Source organism: Nocardioides sp. NPDC006303 (assembly GCF_040613175.1).
GTDB lineage: Bacteria > Actinomycetota > Actinomycetes > Propionibacteriales > Nocardioidaceae > Nocardioides.
Genome location: NZ_JBEXRR010000042.1, coordinates 14,863 through 35,214, shown reverse-complemented (window position 1 = coordinate 35,214; position 20,352 = coordinate 14,863). Strand labels below are relative to the sequence as shown.

Annotated in this window: 17 protein-coding genes; 9 read left to right on the top strand and 8 right to left on the bottom strand. The window is 68.6% G+C overall.

The window, feature by feature from the left end; translation table 11 throughout:
• The first annotated feature begins 143 nt into the window (after window positions 1-143).
• Window positions 144-797 (top strand): PadR family transcriptional regulator, encoded by a 654-nt coding sequence (locus ABZY89_RS24225; RefSeq protein ID WP_355231323.1) that lies wholly within the window; start codon window positions 144-146, stop codon window positions 795-797.
• Between the two features lie 42 nt (window positions 798-839).
• Window positions 840-1,922 carry an inositol-3-phosphate synthase gene (locus ABZY89_RS24220; RefSeq protein ID WP_355231321.1) on the top strand — a complete coding sequence of 361 codons (1,083 nt, stop codon included), beginning with the start codon at window positions 840-842 and terminating at the stop codon, window positions 1,920-1,922.
• A 60-nt stretch (window positions 1,923-1,982) separates the two neighbouring features.
• On the opposite strand, the gene ABZY89_RS24215 is transcribed toward ABZY89_RS24220, so the two are convergent.
• Genes ABZY89_RS24215 through ABZY89_RS24205 form a run of 3 tightly spaced genes read right to left on the bottom strand, consistent with a single transcriptional unit; the run spans window position 1,983 to window position 5,031 of the window.
• Window positions 1,983-3,206, bottom strand: a complete 1,224-nt coding sequence (locus ABZY89_RS24215) for an ABC transporter permease (protein ID WP_355231319.1) — start codon at window positions 3,204-3,206, stop codon at window positions 1,983-1,985.
• Entirely contained in the window at window positions 3,203-3,877 is a 675-nt protein-coding gene (locus ABZY89_RS24210; protein WP_355231317.1) for an ABC transporter ATP-binding protein, read from the bottom strand. The genes ABZY89_RS24215 and ABZY89_RS24210 overlap by 4 nt, the downstream gene beginning before the upstream one ends.
• Window positions 3,878-3,906: 29 nt before the next feature.
• Window positions 3,907-5,031 carry a hypothetical protein gene (locus ABZY89_RS24205; RefSeq protein WP_355231315.1) on the bottom strand — a complete coding sequence of 375 codons (1,125 nt, stop codon included), beginning with the start codon at window positions 5,029-5,031 and terminating at the stop codon, window positions 3,907-3,909.
• Window positions 5,032-5,183: 152 nt separating this feature from the next.
• On the opposite strand from ABZY89_RS24205, the gene ABZY89_RS24200 reads away from it, so the two are divergent.
• A complete protein-coding gene (locus tag ABZY89_RS24200; protein WP_355231314.1) occupies window positions 5,184-6,461 on the top strand; it encodes a helix-turn-helix domain-containing protein in 1,278 nt (425 codons plus the stop codon).
• 15 nt (window positions 6,462-6,476) lie between these two features.
• On the opposite strand, the gene ABZY89_RS24195 is transcribed toward ABZY89_RS24200, so the two are convergent.
• A complete protein-coding gene (locus ABZY89_RS24195; protein WP_355231312.1) occupies window positions 6,477-6,932 on the bottom strand; it encodes an SRPBCC family protein in 456 nt (151 codons plus the stop codon).
• An 85-nt stretch (window positions 6,933-7,017) separates the two neighbouring features.
• Entirely contained in the window at window positions 7,018-8,445 is a 1,428-nt protein-coding gene (locus tag ABZY89_RS24190; protein WP_355231344.1) for a CCA tRNA nucleotidyltransferase, read from the bottom strand.
• Between the two features lie 74 nt (window positions 8,446-8,519).
• Here ABZY89_RS24190 and ABZY89_RS24185 point away from each other — a divergent pair, with 74 nt between their 5' ends.
• The 5 genes from ABZY89_RS24185 to trxA all read left to right on the top strand — a co-directional run bounded on the left by ABZY89_RS24185 (window position 8,520) and on the right by trxA (window position 15,688).
• Window positions 8,520-10,709, top strand: coding sequence for a DUF6049 family protein (locus tag ABZY89_RS24185; RefSeq protein ID WP_355231310.1), 2,190 nt, complete (start codon window positions 8,520-8,522; stop codon window positions 10,707-10,709).
• Window positions 10,706-12,343, top strand: a complete 1,638-nt coding sequence (gene murJ / locus ABZY89_RS24180; RefSeq protein WP_355231309.1) for a murein biosynthesis integral membrane protein MurJ — start codon at window positions 10,706-10,708, stop codon at window positions 12,341-12,343. The genes ABZY89_RS24185 and murJ overlap by 4 nt, the downstream gene beginning before the upstream one ends.
• Before the next feature lie 69 nt (window positions 12,344-12,412).
• Complete coding sequence (locus tag ABZY89_RS24175; RefSeq protein ID WP_355231307.1) at window positions 12,413-14,152, top strand: hypothetical protein; 1,740 nt, start codon at window positions 12,413-12,415, stop codon at window positions 14,150-14,152.
• Window positions 14,153-14,267: 115 nt separating this feature from the next.
• On the top strand, window positions 14,268-15,242 hold the full coding sequence (trxB, locus tag ABZY89_RS24170) for a thioredoxin-disulfide reductase (RefSeq protein WP_355231306.1): 975 nt from the start codon (window positions 14,268-14,270) through the stop codon (window positions 15,240-15,242).
• A 128-nt stretch (window positions 15,243-15,370) separates the two neighbouring features.
• A complete protein-coding gene (trxA, locus tag ABZY89_RS24165; protein ID WP_176883721.1) occupies window positions 15,371-15,688 on the top strand; it encodes a thioredoxin in 318 nt (105 codons plus the stop codon).
• A 154-nt stretch (window positions 15,689-15,842) separates the two neighbouring features.
• On the opposite strand, the gene ABZY89_RS24160 is transcribed toward trxA, so the two are convergent.
• Complete coding sequence (locus ABZY89_RS24160) at window positions 15,843-16,499, bottom strand: GNAT family N-acetyltransferase (RefSeq protein WP_355231304.1); 657 nt, start codon at window positions 16,497-16,499, stop codon at window positions 15,843-15,845.
• A 67-nt stretch (window positions 16,500-16,566) separates the two neighbouring features.
• On the opposite strand from ABZY89_RS24160, the gene ABZY89_RS24155 reads away from it, so the two are divergent.
• Entirely contained in the window at window positions 16,567-17,883 is a 1,317-nt protein-coding gene (locus tag ABZY89_RS24155) for a PLP-dependent aminotransferase family protein (protein ID WP_355231302.1), read from the top strand.
• 231 nt (window positions 17,884-18,114) lie between these two features.
• Here ABZY89_RS24155 and ABZY89_RS24150 read toward each other — a convergent pair whose 3' ends face one another.
• Window positions 18,115-19,155, bottom strand: coding sequence for a ParB/RepB/Spo0J family partition protein (locus ABZY89_RS24150; RefSeq protein ID WP_355231300.1), 1,041 nt, complete (start codon window positions 19,153-19,155; stop codon window positions 18,115-18,117).
• A 97-nt stretch (window positions 19,156-19,252) separates the two neighbouring features.
• Window positions 19,253-20,245, bottom strand: a complete 993-nt coding sequence (locus ABZY89_RS24145) for a ParA family protein (RefSeq protein WP_355231298.1) — start codon at window positions 20,243-20,245, stop codon at window positions 19,253-19,255.
• Window positions 20,246-20,352: the final 107 nt, after the last annotated feature.

Here is a 20,352-nt window from a genome sequence, read left to right as displayed (position 1 = left end):
TCCCGCATCCACGCCCAGCGCGCCCCAAGTCACCCGACGTCAACAGTTCGGTGACGGTTGCATCGAAGTGGTCTCTTCAGACGTAATCAGACAAGACTTAGGTCTCTATTTGCCATCGCAGATATATCGGTACGATAGGTCGCATGGCACGTCGCGCAGAGACGATCGAGTTGGCAGTCCTTGGGCTGCTGCACGAGTCGCCTATGCATGGCTACGAGCTGCGCAAGCGGCTCAACCTGATGCTGGGCTGGGGGCGAGTGCTGTCGTACGGCTCGCTCTACCCGGCTCTGAAGAAGATGCTGCGCAAGCACCTCATCGAAGAGGAGGCGCAGTCCGTCACGCCGGTGACCCGGCGGCCGCGGATCGTCTACCAGCTGACGCCTGCCGGGGAGCGTGAGTTCACCCAGCTCATGTCCGAGGTCGGTCCGATGGCTTGGGAGGACGACAACTTCGACATCAGGTTCGCGTTCTTCGGTCGCACCGACATGGAGATCAGGCTTCGCGTCCTCGAAGGACGTCGCAGCCGGCTCCAGGAGCGGCTCGACCGGGTGCAACGCGAGCTTGCCATGACCCAGAAAGAGGTCGACTCCTACGCCCGCGAGCTTCAGCGTCACGGCGTCGAGTCGGTCGAGCGGGAGGTCCGATGGCTCTCCTCTCTGATCGACGCCGAACGCAACCCCAGGCCTGCGGACGACGAGCAGGCAGCGGGTCGGGGGGATCTGGGGGATGACGATGGCGTACGCGACGAAGCGGACGTCTCGCGCACAGCGCAGAGCAGCCAAGAGAACGAGAAATGACCTCCTGGCCGGTGACGGCCAGGAGTATTGGAAGGAGCCCCGATGGGTTCGGTTCGTGTAGCAATCGCGGGAGTCGGCAACTGCGCCAGCTCCCTGGTCCAGGGTGTGGAGTACTACAGGGACGCCGACCCGGCGGCCAGCGTCCCGGGCCTCATGCACGTCACATTCGGCGACTACCACGTCTCTGACGTCGAGTTCGTCGCCGCCTTCGACGTCGACGACAAGAAGGTCGGCAAGGACCTCTCCGAGGCGATCGACGCCTCCGAGAACAACACCATCAAGATCGCCGACGTCCCGTTCAAGGGCGTCGAGGTCCAGCGTGGTCCCACGCTCGACGGTCTGGGCAAGTACTACCGGCAGACCATCTCCGAGTCGGGGCTCGACCCCGTGGACGTGGTCTCGGTCCTTCGCGAGAAGGAGGTGGACGTCCTCGTCTCCTACCTTCCGGTCGGCTCGGAGGAGGCGGACAAGTTCTACGCGCAGTGCGCGATCGACGCGGGCGTCGCCTTCGTCAACGCGCTGCCGGTCTTCATCGCCTCCGACCCCGAGTGGGCTGCGAAGTTCGAGGCCGCCGGCGTCCCGATCGTCGGTGACGACATCAAGTCGCAGGTCGGTGCCACCATCACCCACCGCGTCATGGCCAAGCTGTTCGAGGACCGCGGCGTCGCGCTGGACCGTACGTACCAGCTCAACGTCGGCGGCAACATGGACTTCAAGAACATGCTCGAGCGCGAGCGCCTGGAGTCCAAGAAGGTCTCCAAGACCCAGGCCGTGACGTCGAACCTGACGGGCGAGCTGGCCGACAAGATCGACAGCCGGAACGTGCACATCGGCCCGTCCGACTACGTGCAGTGGCTCGATGATCGCAAGTGGGCGTACGTCCGGCTCGAGGGCCGCGCGTTCGGTGATGTCCCGCTCAACCTCGAGTACAAGCTCGAGGTCTGGGACTCCCCCAACTCCGCCGGCATCATCATCGACGCCGTTCGTGCGGCGAAGATCGCCAAGGACCGCGGCATCGGCGGCCCGATCATCCCGGCCTCGGCCTACCTCATGAAGAGCCCGCCGGTTCAGATCGAGGACACCGAGGGTCGCGTTCAGCTGGAGGCGTTCATCCGCGGCGAGTGACCCTCTGCTGTTGAGCTGCCCCGGGTGCCTGGCACCCGGGGCAGTCGCATTTCGACGGCGTCAGAAGCGGATCGCGTCGATGATCTTCACCCGCGCGGCGATCATCGCCGGGAGGATGCCCGCGATCGCGCCGACCGCGATAGCGACGGCGAGGCCGAGAAACGCCGCCGAGAGCGGGAAGGGCGGGACGTCGTCGATGCCCTGGAGGACGTACTTCTCCACCAGCGGGTTCTTGATGGCGGCCACGGCCAGGAGCACGCCGACCACGCCCGCGACGACGGTGGCCACGACGCTCTCCATCAGCACCGAGAAGAACACCCGCCCCGTGGTCGCGCCGAAGCTGCGCCGGATCCCGATCTCCCGGATCCGCTGCTGGATGGTGACCAGGGCGATGTTGAGCAGACTCAGGGCGCCGAGCAGCAGGATGATCCCGGCAATCCCGATGATCACCCACTTGATCGGGCCGATCGGGTCCTCACCGCCCCATGCCATGTAGTCGTCGCGCTGGGCGTCGACCTGGAGTCCCGGGAGCTCGGCGCGCATCGCCATGCCGATCTCGCCCGCGAGCTCGTCGGCGCCGTCGATCGGCACCCACATCTCGTAGCTGGCGTCCGTGGGGGCTCCGGCCTGCCAGTGCTCCAGGGAGTCGGCCAGCATGAACGCGCGTGGCGACCCGTATCCCCGCAGGCTCGTGACGCCGACGATCGTGGCGGTCACCGACATCCCCTGGCCCTTCAGGTCCACCGACGTCGGCAGCTGTGTGCCCCGCAGGCCGAGCTTCTTCAGGAACGTCTCGTCGACCACCAGCGCCGGGGAGAGGCGCTCCTCGTCCGAGGCCTGCAGCCAGCGGCCCTGCGGCACCACGACCCGGTGGATGGCAGCGTACGCAGGGTCGACCCCCATCAGCTCGACCCGCTTGCTGCTGCTCGCGGTGGTCGCCTTGATGTCGTAGGCGGAGATCCTCGCCGACGCGTACTTCACGTCGAACCGCTCCGCGACCGTCTGGAAGGCGGGCCGGACCCGCTCGACGGAGAGGGGCATGCCGCTGCGGTCGTCGTAGGCCATGACCGAGATGTGCGCCGGTCGCCCGTCGACCTCGTAGGACTCGGTGAACATCTGCTTCGCGATCTGCCCGGCCGCGACGGTCGCGGTGATCGAGGCGACGGCCACCGCCACCCCGACCAGCGACAGCAGCACCCGGAGCCGGTGGATGCGCAGCTCCTGCCACGCCTCGACGGTCGAGGCGGCCAGGCCGGTGACGAGGCGCGCCAGGGCGGTCCTCACGTCACCGCCCCCTCGGTCAGCGGGTGGAGCCGTCCCTCGGCGAGCCGGAACCGCCGGCGAGCCAGGGCGGCGACGTTCTGGTCATGGGTGATCGTGATCAGCGCCGCGCCGGAGTCGTACGTCGCCTGGTCGAGCAGCTTCATCACCATCGCGCCGGTCTCGACGTCGAGCGCCCCGGTCGGCTCGTCGGCCAGCACCACCGACGGCGTCCGGACCAGGGCACGGGCGATGGCGATGCGCTGCTGCTCGCCGCCGGAGAGGAACTGCGGCATCGCGTCGAGCCGGTCGCCGAGCCCGACCTTGTCGAGCATCGTCGCCGCGATCCGGCGCCGCTGCCAGAACTCCTTGCCCGAGGCGTACAGGAGCGGGGCCATCACGTTCTCCAGGGCCGTACGCCCCGGCAGCAGGTTGAACTGCTGGAAGACGAACCCGACATCACGCCCGCGGATCCGGGCGGCCTGGTGGTTGCTGATGTCGGTGACGTTGCGGCCTGCCCATTCCAGGGTGCCCCCGGTGGGCCGGTCCAGCAGGCCGAGCAGGTTCAGCAGCGTCGACTTGCCGGTGCCCGAGCGGCCGACGATGCCGACATGGTCGCCGCGGCTCACGTCGAGGTCGACGCCGGTCAGGATGTGCAGGTCCTCGCCGTCGGGGAGCTCTACCGTGCGGGCCACGCCGGTGAGCCTCAGCAGCTCCTCCGCGCTCACATCTCCCCCGCCGGCATCTCCTCGGTCATCCCATCGTCCATCCCGCCGCCCGACTCCTTCGAGCCCGGGACGTACCGCAGGACCGAGTCGCCTGCCTTCAGCCCGCTGGTGACCTCGACGAGCTTGCCGTCGGTGACACCGAGCTTGACCGGCTGCTCGGCCGGGACTCCGTCCTCACCGACGACCCAGACGGTGCCGTCGCCGACCAGTCCGGTGACCGCGGTGACGGGGATGGTGACGACGTCGCCGTCGCTCTTGCCCGCGTCGATGGCCATGGTCATCGTCAGTCCGTCGAAGACGGTGACCTTCTCCGGCACCAGGCAGCTGATCCGGGCACCTGCCGACGAGTCGCCCTCGGCCCCGGGCTCCCCTTCCATCATCTCGCCCTCGGGCTCGTCGCTGGTGATCGTCTCGGACGCCGCGTCGCCGATGCTCAGATCGGTGCAGGTGAACGGCTTCGGGCCGCTCTCGATGGTCACCGTGGCCCGGTCCGGGTTGCTGGCCAGCCGGTAGCGGTCCAGCGGCGAGATCGCCCCAACTGCGTGGAAGGTCGTGGGACGGATCGAGACGACCACCCCGTCCTCGGTCACCTCGCCCATCAGGTCTGCGGCGTAGTTGCCGACGATGCCGGTGGCGGGCGCGACGACGGTGTACCAGTGATAGACGGGCTTGGGCGCCGGCGGCTCGACCGGTGCGTCGTCGCGGTCGCCGTCGCCGTTGGCGTCATCGACGTTCCCTGGCTCATCCTCGGCGAGCTCCTCGACGGGTTCGGCCACCTCCGCGGGCTCCTCCTCCGCGCGCACCTGGAAGAGTTTGTCGCCCTTCTTCACCTTGGAGCCGGTCTCGGCGAACCTGTGCGCCAGCACTCCGGTGACCGAGCTGGTGGCGGAGACCGGCTTGTCGATCACGATCGTCCCGTCGACCGTGAGCGCGTTGGAGATGGTGCCCTTCTCGGCGACGACCTCCTCCGGCGGGATCTTCCCGGTCGGCGTCAGCGGCGCCCCGTCGGCATCCTGCGTCGAGCCGGTGAAGGCCAGCTTGAAGAGGCTCACCGCGATGACCAGGCCGATCACGGCCCAGAACGACTTGAAAAGTACGCGGCGCACCGCCGTCTTCGACATGAGCGGACTGTAGCCGTGCCCTCTGGATCACGGCGGCCCAATTTCCACAGGGTTTGTCAACACTCCATCCACGTACGTCTCGAACACGTGTTTGATCCCCTAGACTCCGGGACCCGAACGATCGATCGCCTCAGGCACGGGAGACCCCCACGATGCGTCCCGACAACGACACGACCCGCGAACGGACGACCCCGACCCGCAGGAGCTCGACAGGAGGGGGTCGCGGCCTCATCCTCTTCGGCGCCGTCTCGGTCGCGCTGATCTCGACGGCCGCCGCGTACGTCGCCATGGTCGGCTTCGGGCGGGACGTGCTCGCCATGGGCGCGATCAACGCCTACGCCTTCGCCGGCGTCTTCGAGCTCTCGCTGGTCACCGTCGCGCTGATGGCCCGCGAGGCGGCCCAGCAGGACCGGCCGGCTCAGACGCTGCTGACCCTGACCTGGCTGCTCTCTGCCGCGTCCGGGTTCTTCGCCGGCTGGCACGAGATCCACCTCGGCCACGCCGCCACCGCCGCGGCGTTCCGGTTCATCGTGCCGCTGCTGGCGGCTCTGATGTGGCACCTCGCGCTCGTCGGTGATCGCCACCTCGCCATGGAACGCTCCTGGTCCGACCTGCGGATGGGATCCCGGATGCACGCCCTCCTCGCCACCCGCGTCGAGTGGCGCCGGGCCCGCGACACGGCAGTGCGGAAGCGTACGGCCTCCTCGCGCCGGAAGCTGGAGCGCGCGCAGAAGCGCTACTGGCGCGCCGAGGCGGTGGCCCTGCGATCGGTCGCGCCGGGCGCGATGCGCGACCAGATCACCCAGTGGGTCGACGCCTTCGCCGCGGTCGCCGAGGGCACCCGCCAGGCCGACCGGCTGCCGATCACGCTGCCCGACGTCCACGAGGCGCTCAGCGTGCCGGTGGTCGAGCGGGTCTCTGCCGAGCAGATCACCGAGGCGCCCGAGCAGCACGACGCGCTGAACGACGAGCCGGTGCCGAACGATCTCGCCGACATGCCCCGCGAGGTGCAGCCGCCGCGCGAGATCCGGACTCGCGAGATGGCCTCAGCCCTCGCTACCACCGATACGCGCCCCCGGGTCTCGAGCCGGGTGACCGAGGCCGCCCGCACCGCGGCCGAGGTCGCTCCGGGCGCCGGGATGGCCCCGGAGTTCAGCAACGGCCGCAGCGCGACCAAGCCCGCCGAGGCCGACGGCACCCTGCTCGACCGGATCTCGTTCCCGGAGAACATCCCCGACCCCGAGCCGGCGATGGACTACCCCGACACGTTCCCCGACGAGGTCGAGGACCTGTTCGCGAATCTGCCCGACGACAACGCCCAGGCCGCCAGGGTCCTGGTCCGCGCCGGCGCCCGGGTGCCGGATGTGGCCGCCAAGCTGGGCGTCAGCCAGCGCACCGTCTACCGGTGGACCACCAACGCCCGCACCTGACCGCTGCCGATCGGGTCAGCCCTCGAGGTCGGCCTTGAGCTTGGCGAGCGTCGTGGCCATGCCCGTACGCAGCTCCTCGGTGAACTTCTCCTGACCGCCGAGCACGGCATTCGTCAGCGAGCGGGAGAGCGCGGAGATGCCGTCCGGGGTCTCGCGGCGGTGGGTGACCAGGGACCCTGCAGCCGTCTCCTCGATCTGGAAGGACCAGATCGTCGTGTTCTCGGCGACCCGGAACGCGAAGTCGGAGTGGGGCGTGAAGCGTACGACCTTGGCGTTGGTCGGCCAGTGCTTCCAGCCCTGGCGGTTGAGGTTGAAGAAGCGGGTGCCCTCCTTGACCTGACCGAACACCACGGTCTTCACCACCTGCGGGCTCCACGAAGCCATCCGCGGCAGGTCCGTGATCGCGGCCCACACCTGAGCCGGGGTCGCGTTGATGGCGGTCGTTGCCTCGAGATCTGTGATCGTCGTCATACGCGGAACCGTACCGTCAGTATGGCTCGATGGACAGTAGGCGACCAGATGTCAACAACCGTCGGAGCGACATAGCCCGCGCGGACTATGCGGAGCGCTCGGACCACCAGTCCAGGAGCCGCTTGGATGCCTCGTCCTCGGAGAGGATTCCTTCGTCGAGGCGCAGCTCCATCAGGAACTTGTACGCCGCCCCGACATCCCGCCCGGGAGGGATGTCGAGGAGCGACATGATCTGGTTGCCGTCGAGCGCGGGACGGAGGGCAGCGAGCTCCTCCTCCTCGGAGATCCGCTCGATGCGGGCCTCGAGGGCGTCGTAGGTGCGGGCGAGGCGGTCGGCCTTGCGGCGGTTGCGGGTGGTGCAGTCGGCGCGGGTGAGCACGTGGAGCCGCTGGAGCTGGTCTCCGGCATCCCTCACATAACGACGGACCGCGGAGTCGGTCCACTCACCGTCGCCGTAGCCGTGGAAGCGCAGGTGCAGCTCGACGAGCGAGGAGACCGCCTCGATCTCGTCGTTGGAGAAGCGCAGCGCCTTCATCCGCTTGCGGGTCATCTTGGCGCCGACGACGTCGTGGTGGTGGAACGAGACGGTGCCGTCGTCGTGGAACTTCCGGGTGCGCGGCTTGCCGACGTCGTGCATCAGCGCCGCGAACCGGGACACGAAGTCGGGGCCGCCACCGAGGCGCGCCTCCTGGTCGATCGACTGCTCGAGCACGGTCAGCGTGTGCTCGTAGACGTCCTTGTGCCGGTTGTGCTCGTCGCGCTCCATCCGCAGCGCGGTCAGCTCGGGCAGCACCAGGTCGGCCAGCCCGGTCTCGACCAGCAGCGAGAGGCCACGCCGCGGGTAGGGCGCGCAGATCAGCTTCACCAGCTCGTCGCGGACCCGCTCGGCGGAGATGATCGAGATCCGCGACGCCATGTCCTTCATCGCGGCGACGACCTCGGGGGCCACCGTGAAACCGAGCTGGGCGGCGAACCGTGCCGCCCGCATCATCCGCAGCGGGTCGTCGGAGAACGACGCCTCCGGCGTCCCCGGCGTACGCAGCACCCGGGTCGCCAGGTCGACGACGCCGCCGTAGAGGTCGACGACCTCGCGGCCAGGAAGCTGGACGGCCATCGCGTTGACGGTGAAGTCGCGGCGTACGAGATCGTCGGCCAGCGACGTGCCGTAGGCCACCGCGGGCTTACGGGAGTCGGCGTCGTAGGCCTCGGAGCGGTAGGTGGTGACCTCGATCTGCCACGGGCCCTTGCGGGTGCCGATGGTGCCGAAGTCGCGGCCCATGTCCCACAGCGCCTCGCCCCACGTACGCAGGATCTTCTCGGTCTCCTCGGGGCGGGCCGAGGTGGCGAAGTCCAGGTCGTTGTGCGGTCGGCCGAGCATCGCGTCGCGGACCGGGCCGCCGACGAGCGCCAGCTCGAAGCCCGAGCGAGCGAAGACCTCACCTAGGGAGTCGATGACCGGTGCGATACGGTCCAGTTCAGCAGTCACCGATCGCTGAACATCGGCGACGCTGATCGGGGGAAGCTGGCTGTCGGACACAACGCCGCAGTCTACGAGGACCGCACCCCCTGAAAGATATTCTCGAAGTCATGCCAGTCCGCCAGCATCAGGCGAGGCCGCCACGGCCACGTGGGCGAGTCAACGCCGCACTCGTCCTGGTGCTGCTGGCACCCCTTCTGCTGATGCTGTCCGCGACCACGCTGGCCGCTCCGGCCCGGGCCGCGGAGGAGACCGCGGAGCCCGACCCGCTCGCGATGAGCATCGACGAGCTCGACACCGTCAGCCTCGACGGCCGCACCAAGGGCCGGATCACCCTCCGCGGCAAGGTCACCAACACCACCGACGAGGAGTGGCACGGCGTCAAGGTCTACCCGTTCGTGGGCGACACACCGATGACCACCTCCGAGGAGCTGGCCGAGGCCGCCGAGATGCCCGCGGACTCCCTGGTGGGCGAGCGGATCGTGACCGAGGGGACGTACGCAGCGATCCCCGACCTCGCGCCCGGCGAGACCTACTCGTGGTCGCTCTCGGTGCCGCGCAAGCTGCTGGATGTCACCGAGCCCGGGGTCTACTGGTTCGGGGTCCACGCGCTCGGCTCCACCACGCCGAACACCGCCGACGGTCGGGCACGCACCTTCCTGCCGCTGGTCAAGGAGCCCAACAAGAAGGCCAAGTCCGAGAAGGTGTCCCTGGTCATGCCGCTGCGGCGCAGCGTGGTCTACAACGGCGACGGCAGCGTGAACTACCTCCCTGGCTGGACCCGCGACCTGGGCGCCGGCGGACGCCTCTTCCGGATGCTCGAGACCGGCGCCGAGATGCCCGACCTGACCTGGGCCATCGACCCCGCGCTGATCGATGCCGTACGCAACCTCGCCGAGGGCAACCCAGCCCGCAACCTGGCGCCGACGGACGAGGGTGAGGAGGAGCCGGAGGAGAGCGGTAGCCAGAGTGCGTCGCCCTCGGCCTCCGCGCTGCTGCCGAGCCCCTCGCCCAGCACCGACACCGACGCCGAGAAGGCGCTCGACGAGGAGGCCGAGGCCGCACAGAAGGCCGCGACGGTCTGGCTGGGTCGCCTCGAGGACGCGCTCGCCGGCCACAACCTCCTCGCCCTCCCGTACGCCGATCCGGACCTGTCCGCGCTCGCCACGACCGACCCCGACCTGCTGGCCACGGCGCGGGAGCACACCGCCCAGGCGCTCGCCGAGCTCGGCATCAAGGCGACCTCGGCCGTCGCGCCGCCGACCGGCTACCTCGACCGTGCCGCGGTCAACCTCCTCGAGCCGGGTGCGGTCAATCTGGTCAGCGACAGGATGCTCCGCGGCACCACGCCGGTCATCGCCGACCTAGACGGTCACCAGATGATCGTGACCTCCTCCGGCGCCGCCGCCGGCGGGCCCGGACCCAACGACCCCATCGACGCGATCTCGGTGCGCCAGCGTCTCGCCGCCGAGGCGGCGCTGCTCCGCGGCTCCGGCAAGCCGCTCATCGCGGTCCTCCCCGACGGCTGGCACCCTCCGCAGAGCGCCGCCTCGTTCGTCACTCCGTGGAAGAAGGCCGCCTGGATCTCGTCCTCGACGCTGGACGAGGCGCTCGCCGGGCAGAAGGCGACATCGATCACCGCCGACAAGCTCCGCTACCCCCGCCGAGAGATGAAGGCCGAGATCTCCACCGACCGGATCGACACGGCCAACGAGCTCATCGGCGCCGGTGAGATGCTGCAGCGGATCTTGACCCACAACGACGAGGTCGCCTCCGACATCGTCAACGAGGCCCTGACCTCGACCTCCTACTCCGCCCGCAAGGGCGACGCCGACCCGGCCGCCGACGCGTTGAGCCAGGTCAGCTCCGAGCTGAGCTCGGTCACCGTGGCCGTACCGCCGAAGGTGATCCTCTCCAGCATGAAGGGCGGCGAGTTCCAGGTCACCCTGAGCAACGAGCTCGACGAGCCCGTCACGGTGCGGCTGGACGCGATCACCGACGAGTCGCTGCGGGTCGCGACCTCCGAGCCGGTCCAGCTCGACGCCAACTCCAAGGCCAGCTTCAACCTCGCCGCGAGCATGCGCGACACCGGCACCCACACCGCCCTGATCGTCGTCACCGACACCAAGGGCAACCCGCTGGGCGCCCACGCCTCCGTACCCATCCGCCCCTCGCAGGTGAGCGGTGTGATCTGGTGGTTCGTCGGCACCGGCTGCGCGCTACTGTTCGCGGCGATCGCCGTGCGTCTCACCAGGCGCATCATGAAGGCCAAGAAAGCACGTACGACAGGGGAACTGTGACAGCCACCGAGCAGAAGTCCGGCGGGGGCTCGGTCCTGGCCAACAGCGCGGTGATGGCCGCGGGGACGCTCTTCTCCCGGGCCAGCGGGTTCATCCGCTCCGCGCTCCTGGTCGCGGCGCTGGGCTCCGGCCTGCACGCCGACGTCTTCAACATCGCCAACACCGTGCCCAACATGCTCTACATCCTGTTGGCCGGCGGTGTCTTCAACGCGGTGCTCGTGCCGCAGCTGGTGAAGGCGCAGAAGAACGACGAGGACGGCGGGACCGCCTACACCGACCGGATCATCACGCTCGCCGGGCTCTTCCTCGGTGTCGTCACGATCCTCCTGGTGATCGGCGCACCTCTGCTGATGCGCCTCTACCTCGGCGCCGACTGGTACGACGCCGATCACGAGGCCCAGCTCGAGTCGGCCATCGACTTCGCCCGCTGGTGCCTGCCGCAGGTCTTCTTCTACGGGATGTTCGTGCTGGTCGGACAGGTGCTCAACGCCCGCGGCAGCTTCGGCCCGATGATGTGGGCCCCGATCGCCAACAACATCATCGCGATCTCGACCCTGGTGATCTACCTCGTCGTCTTCGGTCCCTCCGACGTCGGTGGCTTCACCACCGGCCAGGAGATCCTTCTGGGCCTGGGCTCGACTCTCGGCATCGTTCTTCAGTTCGTGCTGCTCCTGCCGGTGCTGCACAAGGTGGGCGTACGCTTCCGCCCCCGCTTCGACTTCCGCGGAGCCGGGCTCTCGCAGACCGCGAAGCTGGGCATGTGGACGGTGCTCTTCGTCGTCGTGAACCAGGTGGCGTACACGATCGTGACGCGGCTGGCCTCGACCGGTTCGGCCGCGGGCGGCACCGGTTACACCGTCTACTCCAACAGCTTCCTGGTCACCCAGGTGCCCCACTCGATCATCACCGTCTCCCTGGCGACGGCGATCCTGCCGCTCCTGTCGCGCTACGGCGCCGCCGGCGAGCTGCCCGAGCTGGGACGTACGCTGTCGCACCAGCTGCGCAACGCGCTCGCCATCGTCATCCCGATCGCGGCGCTCCTCCCGGTGCTCTCCGAGGACATCGCCCACATCCTGTTCGGCTACGGCGCCGGCGCCGACGCGTTCAAGGAGTACGCCCCGACGCTGTCGATCTTCGCCGCCGGGCTGGTCTTCTTCACGATCCACTACCTGCTCCTGCGCGGCTTCTACTCGCTGGAGAAGAACCGCACCGTCTTCTTCATCCAGTGCGCTGTCGCCACCACCAACATCGTCGCCGCAGTGCTGCTGACCAGGGCCGTCTCCGCGGAATACACCGCGCCCGCGCTCGCCGGCGCCTACACGCTGTCCTACCTGGTCGGCTCCGTCGTCTCGTACGTCGTGCTCAAGCGCACGCTCGGAGACCTGGACGGTCGCGGGCTGCTCGGGTTCCTCGCCCGCCTGGTCATGGTGACAGCGGTCGCCGCGGCCGCGGCGTGGCTGCTCCGCACGGCGCTGGGCATGATCAACGACGAGCCGACGATGGTGCTGGCCTTGATCGGTGCCGCTATCGTCGGGGCGCTGCATCTCGGCATGCTGCTCCTCGGGGCGCAGGCTGCCCAGGTCAAGGAGCTGACCACGATGGTGCAACAGGTCGCCCGACGGCTGCGTCGTTGAGCATCAGTCCTTGACCACCATCGGACAGCCTCCTCACTGTCTGGCATGGTCTGAAAGAATGGGTCCGATATGGAGTTCACGCAATCAGGCGACGTCCTCGCCGGCAGATACCAGCTGACGGATCTGCTGAGCGAGTCCCGCGAGGGACGCTTCTGGCGCGCCCAGGACGCTGTGCTGGGCCGCCCGGTTGCCGTGCACGTCCTCGACGCCCGCGACGAGCGCGCGCCGCGCCTGATGGCCGCGGCCCGCAACTCCGCTGCCGTCGGTGACCCCCGGATGCTGCGCGTCCTCGACGCCGCCCAGACCGACCAGGTGGCGTACGTCGTCAACGAGTGGGGCGAGGGTTCGTCGCTGGAGAACGCGCTGGCCGCCGGTGGCCCGCTGCCGCCGCAGCAGGCCGCCTGGATCGCCTCCGAGGTCGCCGACCTGCTGGTCCTGGCCCACGATCAGGGCCACGCCCACGGCCGGCTCAACCCCGAGGCAGTGCTGCTCGACGACCTCGGCGCGGTGCGCGTCATCGGCTTCGGTGTCGACGCCGCGCTGCACGGGATCGACCCCGACACGCGCGACTCCCAGCGACGGGACCGAGTCGACGCCGTCGGCGTCCTCTATGCCGCCCTGACCGGCAAGTGGGCCGGCGAGACCCTCTCTTCGATGCCTCCCGCGCCGCGTGACCACGGCCGCGTGCTCCGTCCCCGGCAGGTACGCGCCGGCGTGCCGCGGCCGCTCGACGACCTGTGCGACCGGGTGCTGGGCAGCGGCGCCGACATGCCGCCGCTGACCGCTGCCGAGCTGCACTCCGCGCTCGCCGGCTTCTCCGGGGAGCCGACCGCTCCGCTCAACCGGCCCGCCGCCATCGACGAGGAGACTCAGGCGATGGCCCCGCCGACGCTCGAGCCGGCCGAGGCGCAGGCGGCGTCGAACGCCATCGGCGTGGCCCCCGATGCCGTACGCCCCCAGCGCCAGCGTCCGTCCTCCCCGCCGCCGATGCAGGACCCGACCCCGTCGAAGCCGCTGTTCGCCGACGAGACCCCGGGCTACGTGGCGCCGCAGCGCCCGCAGCAGGCTCCCCCCGCCGCCGCCCGGCGGCCGGTGGCCCCCGATGCCTCCTACAACGGCTGGCAGGGCCCGTGGACCGGCGCCAACGTACCGATCGCCGAAGAGCCCGACTACAACCAGAAGCCCGGCGCCAGCTGGCTCCGCATCGCGATGGGCGTCGCCCTCGTGGTGCTCGTCCTCATCGCCGGCTCGATCGCCTGGAACATCATCGGCGACGACCCCGAAACGACCGCAGAGAACCCCGGCACCGGCAACAACGGCGGCGACACCACCGCTGAGGCCAAGCCGACCCCTATCAAGGGCATCACCGCCAAGGACCTCGACCCCCACGGTGACCCGCCCACGGAGACGCCCGACCTCGTCGACCTGGTGGTCGACGGCGACGCCAACGGGCTGGCGTGGCGTACGCAGCGCTACAACGACCAGATCGGTGATCGCCCGCGCTCCCTCAAGCCCGGCATCGGCCTGGTGCTCAACCTCAAGGGCGAGTACGCCGTAGATTCCTTGAAGTTCAACATGATCGGTGAGCCCACCGAGATCGAGATCTACGTCGGCGACTCCCCATGGACAGACGACCCCAGCGGCGCACCCGCCGCCAAGGGCAGCGTCGGCACCGAAGGTGAGATCAAGGTCGACGACGCCCCCGAGGGCAGCTATGTACTCGTGTGGATGACCGGTCTCCCACAGGTCGACGGCGGCTACCGCACCGAGGTCAAGGAAGTCCAGGTCCTCGGCACCTCCGTCTCCTGATGAGACGTCACTCCCGTCGGCCGACGCAGGTGACGTCTCGGCGTTCAGGGCCCTGGAATGTACGTGGCCTACGATCTGTTGTGCAGTTCGCCAGCCACACCTGAGGAGCCTCAAGATGCCGACCCCGTCGTCCCCGACCGACCCCCGCAACGTGATCGTCGTGGGTTCCGGCCCGTCGGGCTACACCGCAGCGGTCTACAGCGCCCGCGCCGGACTGCAGCCTCTCGTCTTCGAGGGGTCAGTGACCGCCGGCGGTGCCCTGATGAACACCACCGAGGTGGAGAACTTCCCCGGTTTCCGTGACGGCATCATGGGTCCGGAGCTGATGGACAACATGCGTGCCCAGGCGGAGCGCTTCGGTGCCGAGCTCGAGCCCGACGACGTGATCGAGATGGACCTGACCGGCCCGGTGAAGGTCATCAAGACCGCGACCGACACCCACTACGCGAAGTCCGTCATCCTCGCGACCGGCTCCGGCTACAAGAAGCTCGGCCTGCCCCGCGAGGACGAGCTCTCCGGCAAGGGCGTCTCCTGGTGTGCCACCTGCGACGGCTTCTTCTTCCGGCAGAAGCCCATCGTGGTGGTTGGCGGCGGCGACTCCGCCCTGGAGGAGGCCCTCTTCCTGACCCGCTTCGGCTCCTCGGTCACGCTGCTCGTACGCCGCGACGAGCTGCGTGCCTCCAAGATCATGCAGGAGCGCGCCTTTGCCGACCCGAAGCTCGAGATCGCCTGGAACTCCGTGGTCGAGTCCATCAACGGCGAGCTCTCCGTGGAGAGCATCACCGTCAAGGACACCAAGACCGGCGAGCTGCGCGACCTCGAGTGCGCCGGCCTGTTCATCGCCATCGGCCACATCCCGCGGTCCGAGCTGCTCACCGGGCAGGTCGACCTCGACGACGACGGCTACGTCCTCACCAAGGACGGCACCACGGCCACCAACATCGAGGGTGTCTTCGCCGCCGGTGACCTGGTCGACCACGTCTACCGTCAGGCGATCACCGCTGCCGGCACCGGTTGCCAGGCCGCGCTCGACGCCGAGAAGTTCCTCGCCCACCAGGCCCACGCCGAGGCTGCTGCCGTCTCGGCCTGATCCGTGCCTCTACGGTGGTGGTCTCGACAAGCTCGACCACCGGGAATGCGGCACAAAGGCCAAGCGTTCAACTCAACAGACCTCCCAAACACGTCCCTACCAAGAAGGAACCCATCGTGGCTGACAACATGACCGCCGTGACCGACGCCGAGTTCGACTCGACCGTCCTCAAGTCCGACAAGCCCGTCCTGGTCGACTTCTGGGCCGAGTGGTGCGGCCCGTGCCGTCAGGTCTCCCCGATCCTCGAGGAGCTCGCCGGCGAGCACGGTGACAAGGTCACCTTCACCAAGATGAACGTCGACGAGAACCCGGTCACCCCCTCCACCTACCGCGTGACCGGCATCCCGACCATCAACGTCTACCAGGGCGGCGAGGTCGTGAAGTCGATCGTCGGCGCCAAGCCGAAGGCCGCGCTCCTCAAGGAGCTGCAGGAGTTCATCGGCTGACACCAGCTGACACACACACGCTGGCCCGCTACCCGTTGGGGTGGCGGGCCAGCGTCATTTAGCCGAGGCGTCACTTACGTCGGCCGAGACGTCAGTTGTGGCGGGGCATTGGTGGTCTCGACAAGCTCGACCACCACCGTTTCACGGGAAACATTCACTCGCCGTCGCGATGCAGCTCGGTGGAGGCGGGCGACGGGTGGCTGCGGGGACGTACGACCTCCCGCAGCCGCTCCCAGGCGGACTCGAAGTCGTCGATCCAGGTGACCGTCTGCTTCAGGTCCATCCGCATCCGCGGGACGGTGGGGTGGTCCCGGTGGGTCTTGAACCCGACCCGGCCGAGGAAGTCGGCCGGGGCAGCGCACCGGCGACCGTGGATCCCGCTCATCGGCCCGACGTCGCCGAAGGCCTCGATCGCCCGGAACTGACCGCGTTGGACCAGGTCACGGGCCATTCCCTGCACCAGCATCCGGCCGATGCCGCCTCCGGCACGACGCGGGTCGATCCATACCGTGGTCATCAGGACGGCATCGGCGGAGACCGGTCCGGACGGGAACGAGGCGACCCGCGGGACGAAGACCGGCGGCGCGTAGAGCACGAACCCCGCCGGCGTACCGTCCACCACGGCCACCCGCCCGCAGGATCCCCATTCGCGGAGCACCTCGGAGATCCACGCCTCCTTCACCCCGATCGACTGCGACGAGTCGACGCGGCGATGACCGACTGGATCACGCTCCCAGAACAGGCAGGCGCGGCACGGCGCCGGGACCTCGGAGAAGAGATCCAGCGTCAGGGGCAGGATGCGGCGTGCCATGTCTCACCATTGATCCTGGGTTAAGGGTCTGTCACCAGCGTATGCGATCCTTCATGATGGTGACACCATGACTGATCTTCCCCAGCGCGCAACATCATCCCGCCTCGACCCGTACGCGGACCGCTACGCCGCGCGCACGGCAGGCATGACGGTCTCGGAGGTCCGGGCCCTCTTCGCCGTGGCAGCCCGTCCCGAGGTGGTCTCGCTCGCAGGCGGCATGCCCAACATCTCCAGCCTTCCGCTGGACGTGGTCGGCGACTCGATCAAGGATCTCATCCTGACCCAGGGCCCGACCGCGCTGCAGTACGGCGGCGGCCAGGGCGATCCGGTCCTGCGCGAGCAGATCTGCGAGGTCATGCGCCTGGAGGGCATCGAGGCTCACCCCGACGACGTCGTCGTCACCGTCGGCTCACAGCAGGCCGTCGACCTGGTCACCCGCGTCTTCTGCGACCCCGGCGACGTGGTGATCTGTGAGGCCCCTTCGTACGTCGGTGCTCTCGGTGTCTTCAAGGGCTACCAGTGCGACATCGTGCACGCCGAGGTCGACGCCAGCGGCCTGATCCCGAGCGCGCTCGAGCAGGCGATCGTGTCCACCAAGGCCTCCGGCCGCAAGGTGAAGTTCCTCTACACGATCCCGAACTTCCAAAATCCGACCGGCGTCACCATGACGCCCGAGCGCCGCACCGAGATCCTCGAGATCTGCCGGCGCCACGACATCCTGGTCCTCGAGGACAACCCCTACGGCCTCCTCGGCTTCGACGACGAGCCCCGCCCCGCGATGCGCGCCCAGGACCCGGGCGTCATCTACCTCGGCTCCTTCTCCAAGACCTTCTCCCCCGGCCTGCGGGTCGGCTGGGCGCTGGCTCCCTCCGCGATCCGCGAGAAGCTGGTGCTCGCCCAGGAGTCCGCGACGCTCTGTCCGCCGCCGTTCAACCAGATGGCCGTCTCCGCCTACCTCTCCAACCACGACTGGCAGGGCCAGATCAAGCAGATGCGGGAGATGTACCGCGAGCGCCGCGACGCCATGCTCGACGCGCTCGAGGACTACATGCCCGCGGCCTGCACCTGGACCAAGCCCGACGGCGGCTTCTTCGTCTGGCTGACGCTCCCCTCCGGCATCGACAGCAAGGCCATGCTGCCTCGCGCGGTCACCTCACGAGTCGCGTTCGTCCCCGGCACCGGCTTCTTCGCCGACGGCTTCGGCGCCTCCTCGATGCGGATCTCCTACTGCTACCCCACCCCCGAGCGGATCCGAGAAGGCGTACGCCGCCTCGCGGGTGTCATCGAGGCCGAGATGGAGCTCCTGGAGACGTTCGGTGCCACCGGCCCGATCCCAGGTCTTCCCATCCGCGGCGCCGAGCACCCCTCGACGAACACGCAGTAGCTCAGCCGCGGTGGTCGAGCCTGGTCGAGACCACGGTGTCCTGGCGCAAGGGTCATCTCGACAAGCTCGATGACCGGGCTCTCCCCGGTGGTCGAGCTTGTCGAGACCACCCGTCCTGGCACAAGGGTCATCTCGACAGGCTCGATGACCGGACCGCGCTCGATGACCGGACGGCGCTTGGTGACCGGGATAGAAATCTATTTGTCGACAAAGCGCTTTAGCGCTTAATGCCTAGATGGATTCGTCCGCGGCGGGCGACATCAGCTCGACGATCCGACGCAGGTCATCCAGCGTCGCGAACTCGACGGTGATCTTTCCCTTGGAGCGGCCCAGATCGACCTTGACCCGGGTGTCGAAGCGGTCCGAGAGCTTGTCGGAGATCTCCTTGAGCCCAGGAGCAGTCGGCTTGGCTCGCCTCACGCGCGGGGTGGCGAAGGCGTCACCGTCAGGATCGCCCAGGGCGACGATCTCCTCGAGGCCGCGTACGGAGATGCCCTCCGCGACCACCTTCTGAGCCAGCTTGTCCTGCTGGGCCTCGCCGTCGACGGCGAGCAGCGCCCGGGCGTGACCGGCCGAGAGCACACCGGCGGCGACCCGGCGCTGGACCGACGGGGACAGCTTCAGGAGACGGATCGTGTTGGAGATCTGCGGCCGCGACCGCCCGATCCGCTGGGCGAGCTCGTCGTGCGTGCACTCGAAGTCGTTGAGCAGCTGCTGGTAGGCGGCCGCCTCTTCGAGCGGATTGAGCTGGGAGCGGTGGAGGTTCTCCAGCAGTGCGTCCCGGAGCATGTCGGTGTCGTCGGTCTCGCGGACGATCGCCGGGATGACATCGAGGCCGGCCTGCTGAGTGGCGCGCCACCGGCGCTCACCCATGACCAGCTCGTACGAGTCGGCCGCGACTTTCCGGACGACGATGGGCTGCAGAAGGCCGATTTCTTCGATCGAATGGACCAGTTCGGCCATCGCTTCCTCGTCGAACACCTGACGAGGCTGCACATGGTTGGGATGGATCTGCTTGACCGGCAGCTCCGCGAAATATGCGCCGTCGACGGGCGCCAGATCCGAATTCTCGATCTGGCGGCCTTCCACCGAGTCGGTGGACCTGGGGTCCGCGGATGAGCCAGAAGTCGCTCCAGCGGAAAGGTCCGAATGACGGACGTCCGGCTGGACAGAAGCGCTGTCCGCAGACTCGTTTCCGCCAGCGGGAGGAGCGGTCGGGATCAGCGAGCCCAGACCTCGTCCGAGACCACGCTTCGGCGGCTGCTTACTCATATCTGGATGTCCCCCATGTCAGTTCCATGCTGCTGATGGTGGTCTCGACAAGCTCGACCGCCGGGATTGTTCATGTCAGTTCTGCGCTGCTCAGTGCTCAGTGCTCGCTCTGTTTGGCGAGCTCCTTGGCAGCCTCGAGATAGCTCAACGCACCCGGCGAGCCCGGGTCGTACGTCATCACTGTCTGCCCGAACGACGGCGCCTCGGACACGCGCACGGCGCGGGGGATGAACGTGCGCATGACCGTGTCGCCGAAGTGCTCGCGCACCTCCTCGGCGACCTGCGACGCGAGGCGGGTGCGGGCGTCGTACATCGTGATCAACATCGAGGAGACCTTGAGCGTCGGGTTCAGCGCGGCGCGCACCATCTCGACGGTCTTGAGGAGCTGGCCGAGGCCCTCCAGCGCGTAGTACTCCGCCTGGATCGGGATCATCACCTCGGTGCTCGCGACGAGCGCGTTGACCGTGAGCAGGCCCAGCGACGGCGGGCAGTCGATGAGGACGTAGTCCCATCGGTCCTCCGAGTCACCGACACGGGGAGACCTGGCCAGCGCCTCCTTCAGGCGCTGCTCACGTCCGTCCTCCTCGACGAGCTCGACCTCGGCGCCGGCCAGGTCGATGGTCGCCGGCACGAGCTCGAGGCCCTCGAGCTTCGGGACGGGCACGACGACGTTCTCGAGGCTGGCCCCCTCGACCAGGACCTCGTACGTCCCCGGGGTGCCCTGGAAATGGTCGACGTCGAACGCGGTGCAGGCGTTGCCCTGAGGGTCGAGGTCGATGACCAGAACCTTCTGACCGAGCTGCGCCAGAGCCGCGGCGATGTTCACCGTCGAGGTGGTCTTGCCGACGCCGCCCTTCTGGTTGGCGGAGACGATCACGCGCGTGCTCGCCGGGCGTGGCAGTGGCGGACGGTTGCTCGCCGCACCGCGCGCCAGGAGCGTGTGCTCGGCAGCAGCGGCCAGGGGCGTCGCCTCGGTGTCGAAGTCGTTCTCGAAGGACGCGATGTCCCCGGCCGTACGGAGCCTGATCGACACCGGTTCGTCGGTTTCACGTGAAACGGCGTTCTGTGCTCTCTCGTCGTCGTACGGCATGTTTCCTCATCCTCATCGTTCGGTCATCGAGCTTGTCGAGATGCGGTGTATCGAGCTTGTCGAGATGACGTCTCACGCCCGAAAGCTCGTGGTCTCGACAAGCTCGA

Excerpts from the sequence above, each read along its gene's own strand:
- trxB (WP_355231306.1), top strand. The coding sequence starts at position 14,268 with ATGCCGACCCCGTCGTCCCCGACCGACCCCCGCAACGTGATCGTCGTG.
- ABZY89_RS24205 (WP_355231315.1), bottom strand. The coding sequence starts at position 5,031 with ATGTCGAAGACGGCGGTGCGCCGCGTACTTTTCAAGTCGTTCTGGGCC.
- ABZY89_RS24150 (WP_355231300.1), bottom strand. The coding sequence starts at position 19,155 with ATGAGTAAGCAGCCGCCGAAGCGTGGTCTCGGACGAGGTCTGGGCTCG.
- ABZY89_RS24220 (WP_355231321.1), top strand. The coding sequence starts at position 840 with ATGGGTTCGGTTCGTGTAGCAATCGCGGGAGTCGGCAACTGCGCCAGC.
- ABZY89_RS24200 (WP_355231314.1), top strand. The coding sequence starts at position 5,184 with ATGCGTCCCGACAACGACACGACCCGCGAACGGACGACCCCGACCCGC.
- ABZY89_RS24185 (WP_355231310.1), top strand. The coding sequence starts at position 8,520 with ATGCCAGTCCGCCAGCATCAGGCGAGGCCGCCACGGCCACGTGGGCGA.
- trxA (WP_176883721.1), top strand. The coding sequence starts at position 15,371 with ATGACCGCCGTGACCGACGCCGAGTTCGACTCGACCGTCCTCAAGTCC.
- ABZY89_RS24145 (WP_355231298.1), bottom strand. The coding sequence starts at position 20,245 with ATGCCGTACGACGACGAGAGAGCACAGAACGCCGTTTCACGTGAAACC.
- ABZY89_RS24225 (WP_355231323.1), top strand. The coding sequence starts at position 144 with ATGGCACGTCGCGCAGAGACGATCGAGTTGGCAGTCCTTGGGCTGCTG.
- ABZY89_RS24160 (WP_355231304.1), bottom strand. The coding sequence starts at position 16,499 with ATGGCACGCCGCATCCTGCCCCTGACGCTGGATCTCTTCTCCGAGGTC.
- ABZY89_RS24195 (WP_355231312.1), bottom strand. The coding sequence starts at position 6,932 with ATGACGACGATCACAGATCTCGAGGCAACGACCGCCATCAACGCGACC.
- ABZY89_RS24155 (WP_355231302.1), top strand. The coding sequence starts at position 16,567 with ATGACTGATCTTCCCCAGCGCGCAACATCATCCCGCCTCGACCCGTAC.
- ABZY89_RS24175 (WP_355231307.1), top strand. The coding sequence starts at position 12,413 with ATGGAGTTCACGCAATCAGGCGACGTCCTCGCCGGCAGATACCAGCTG.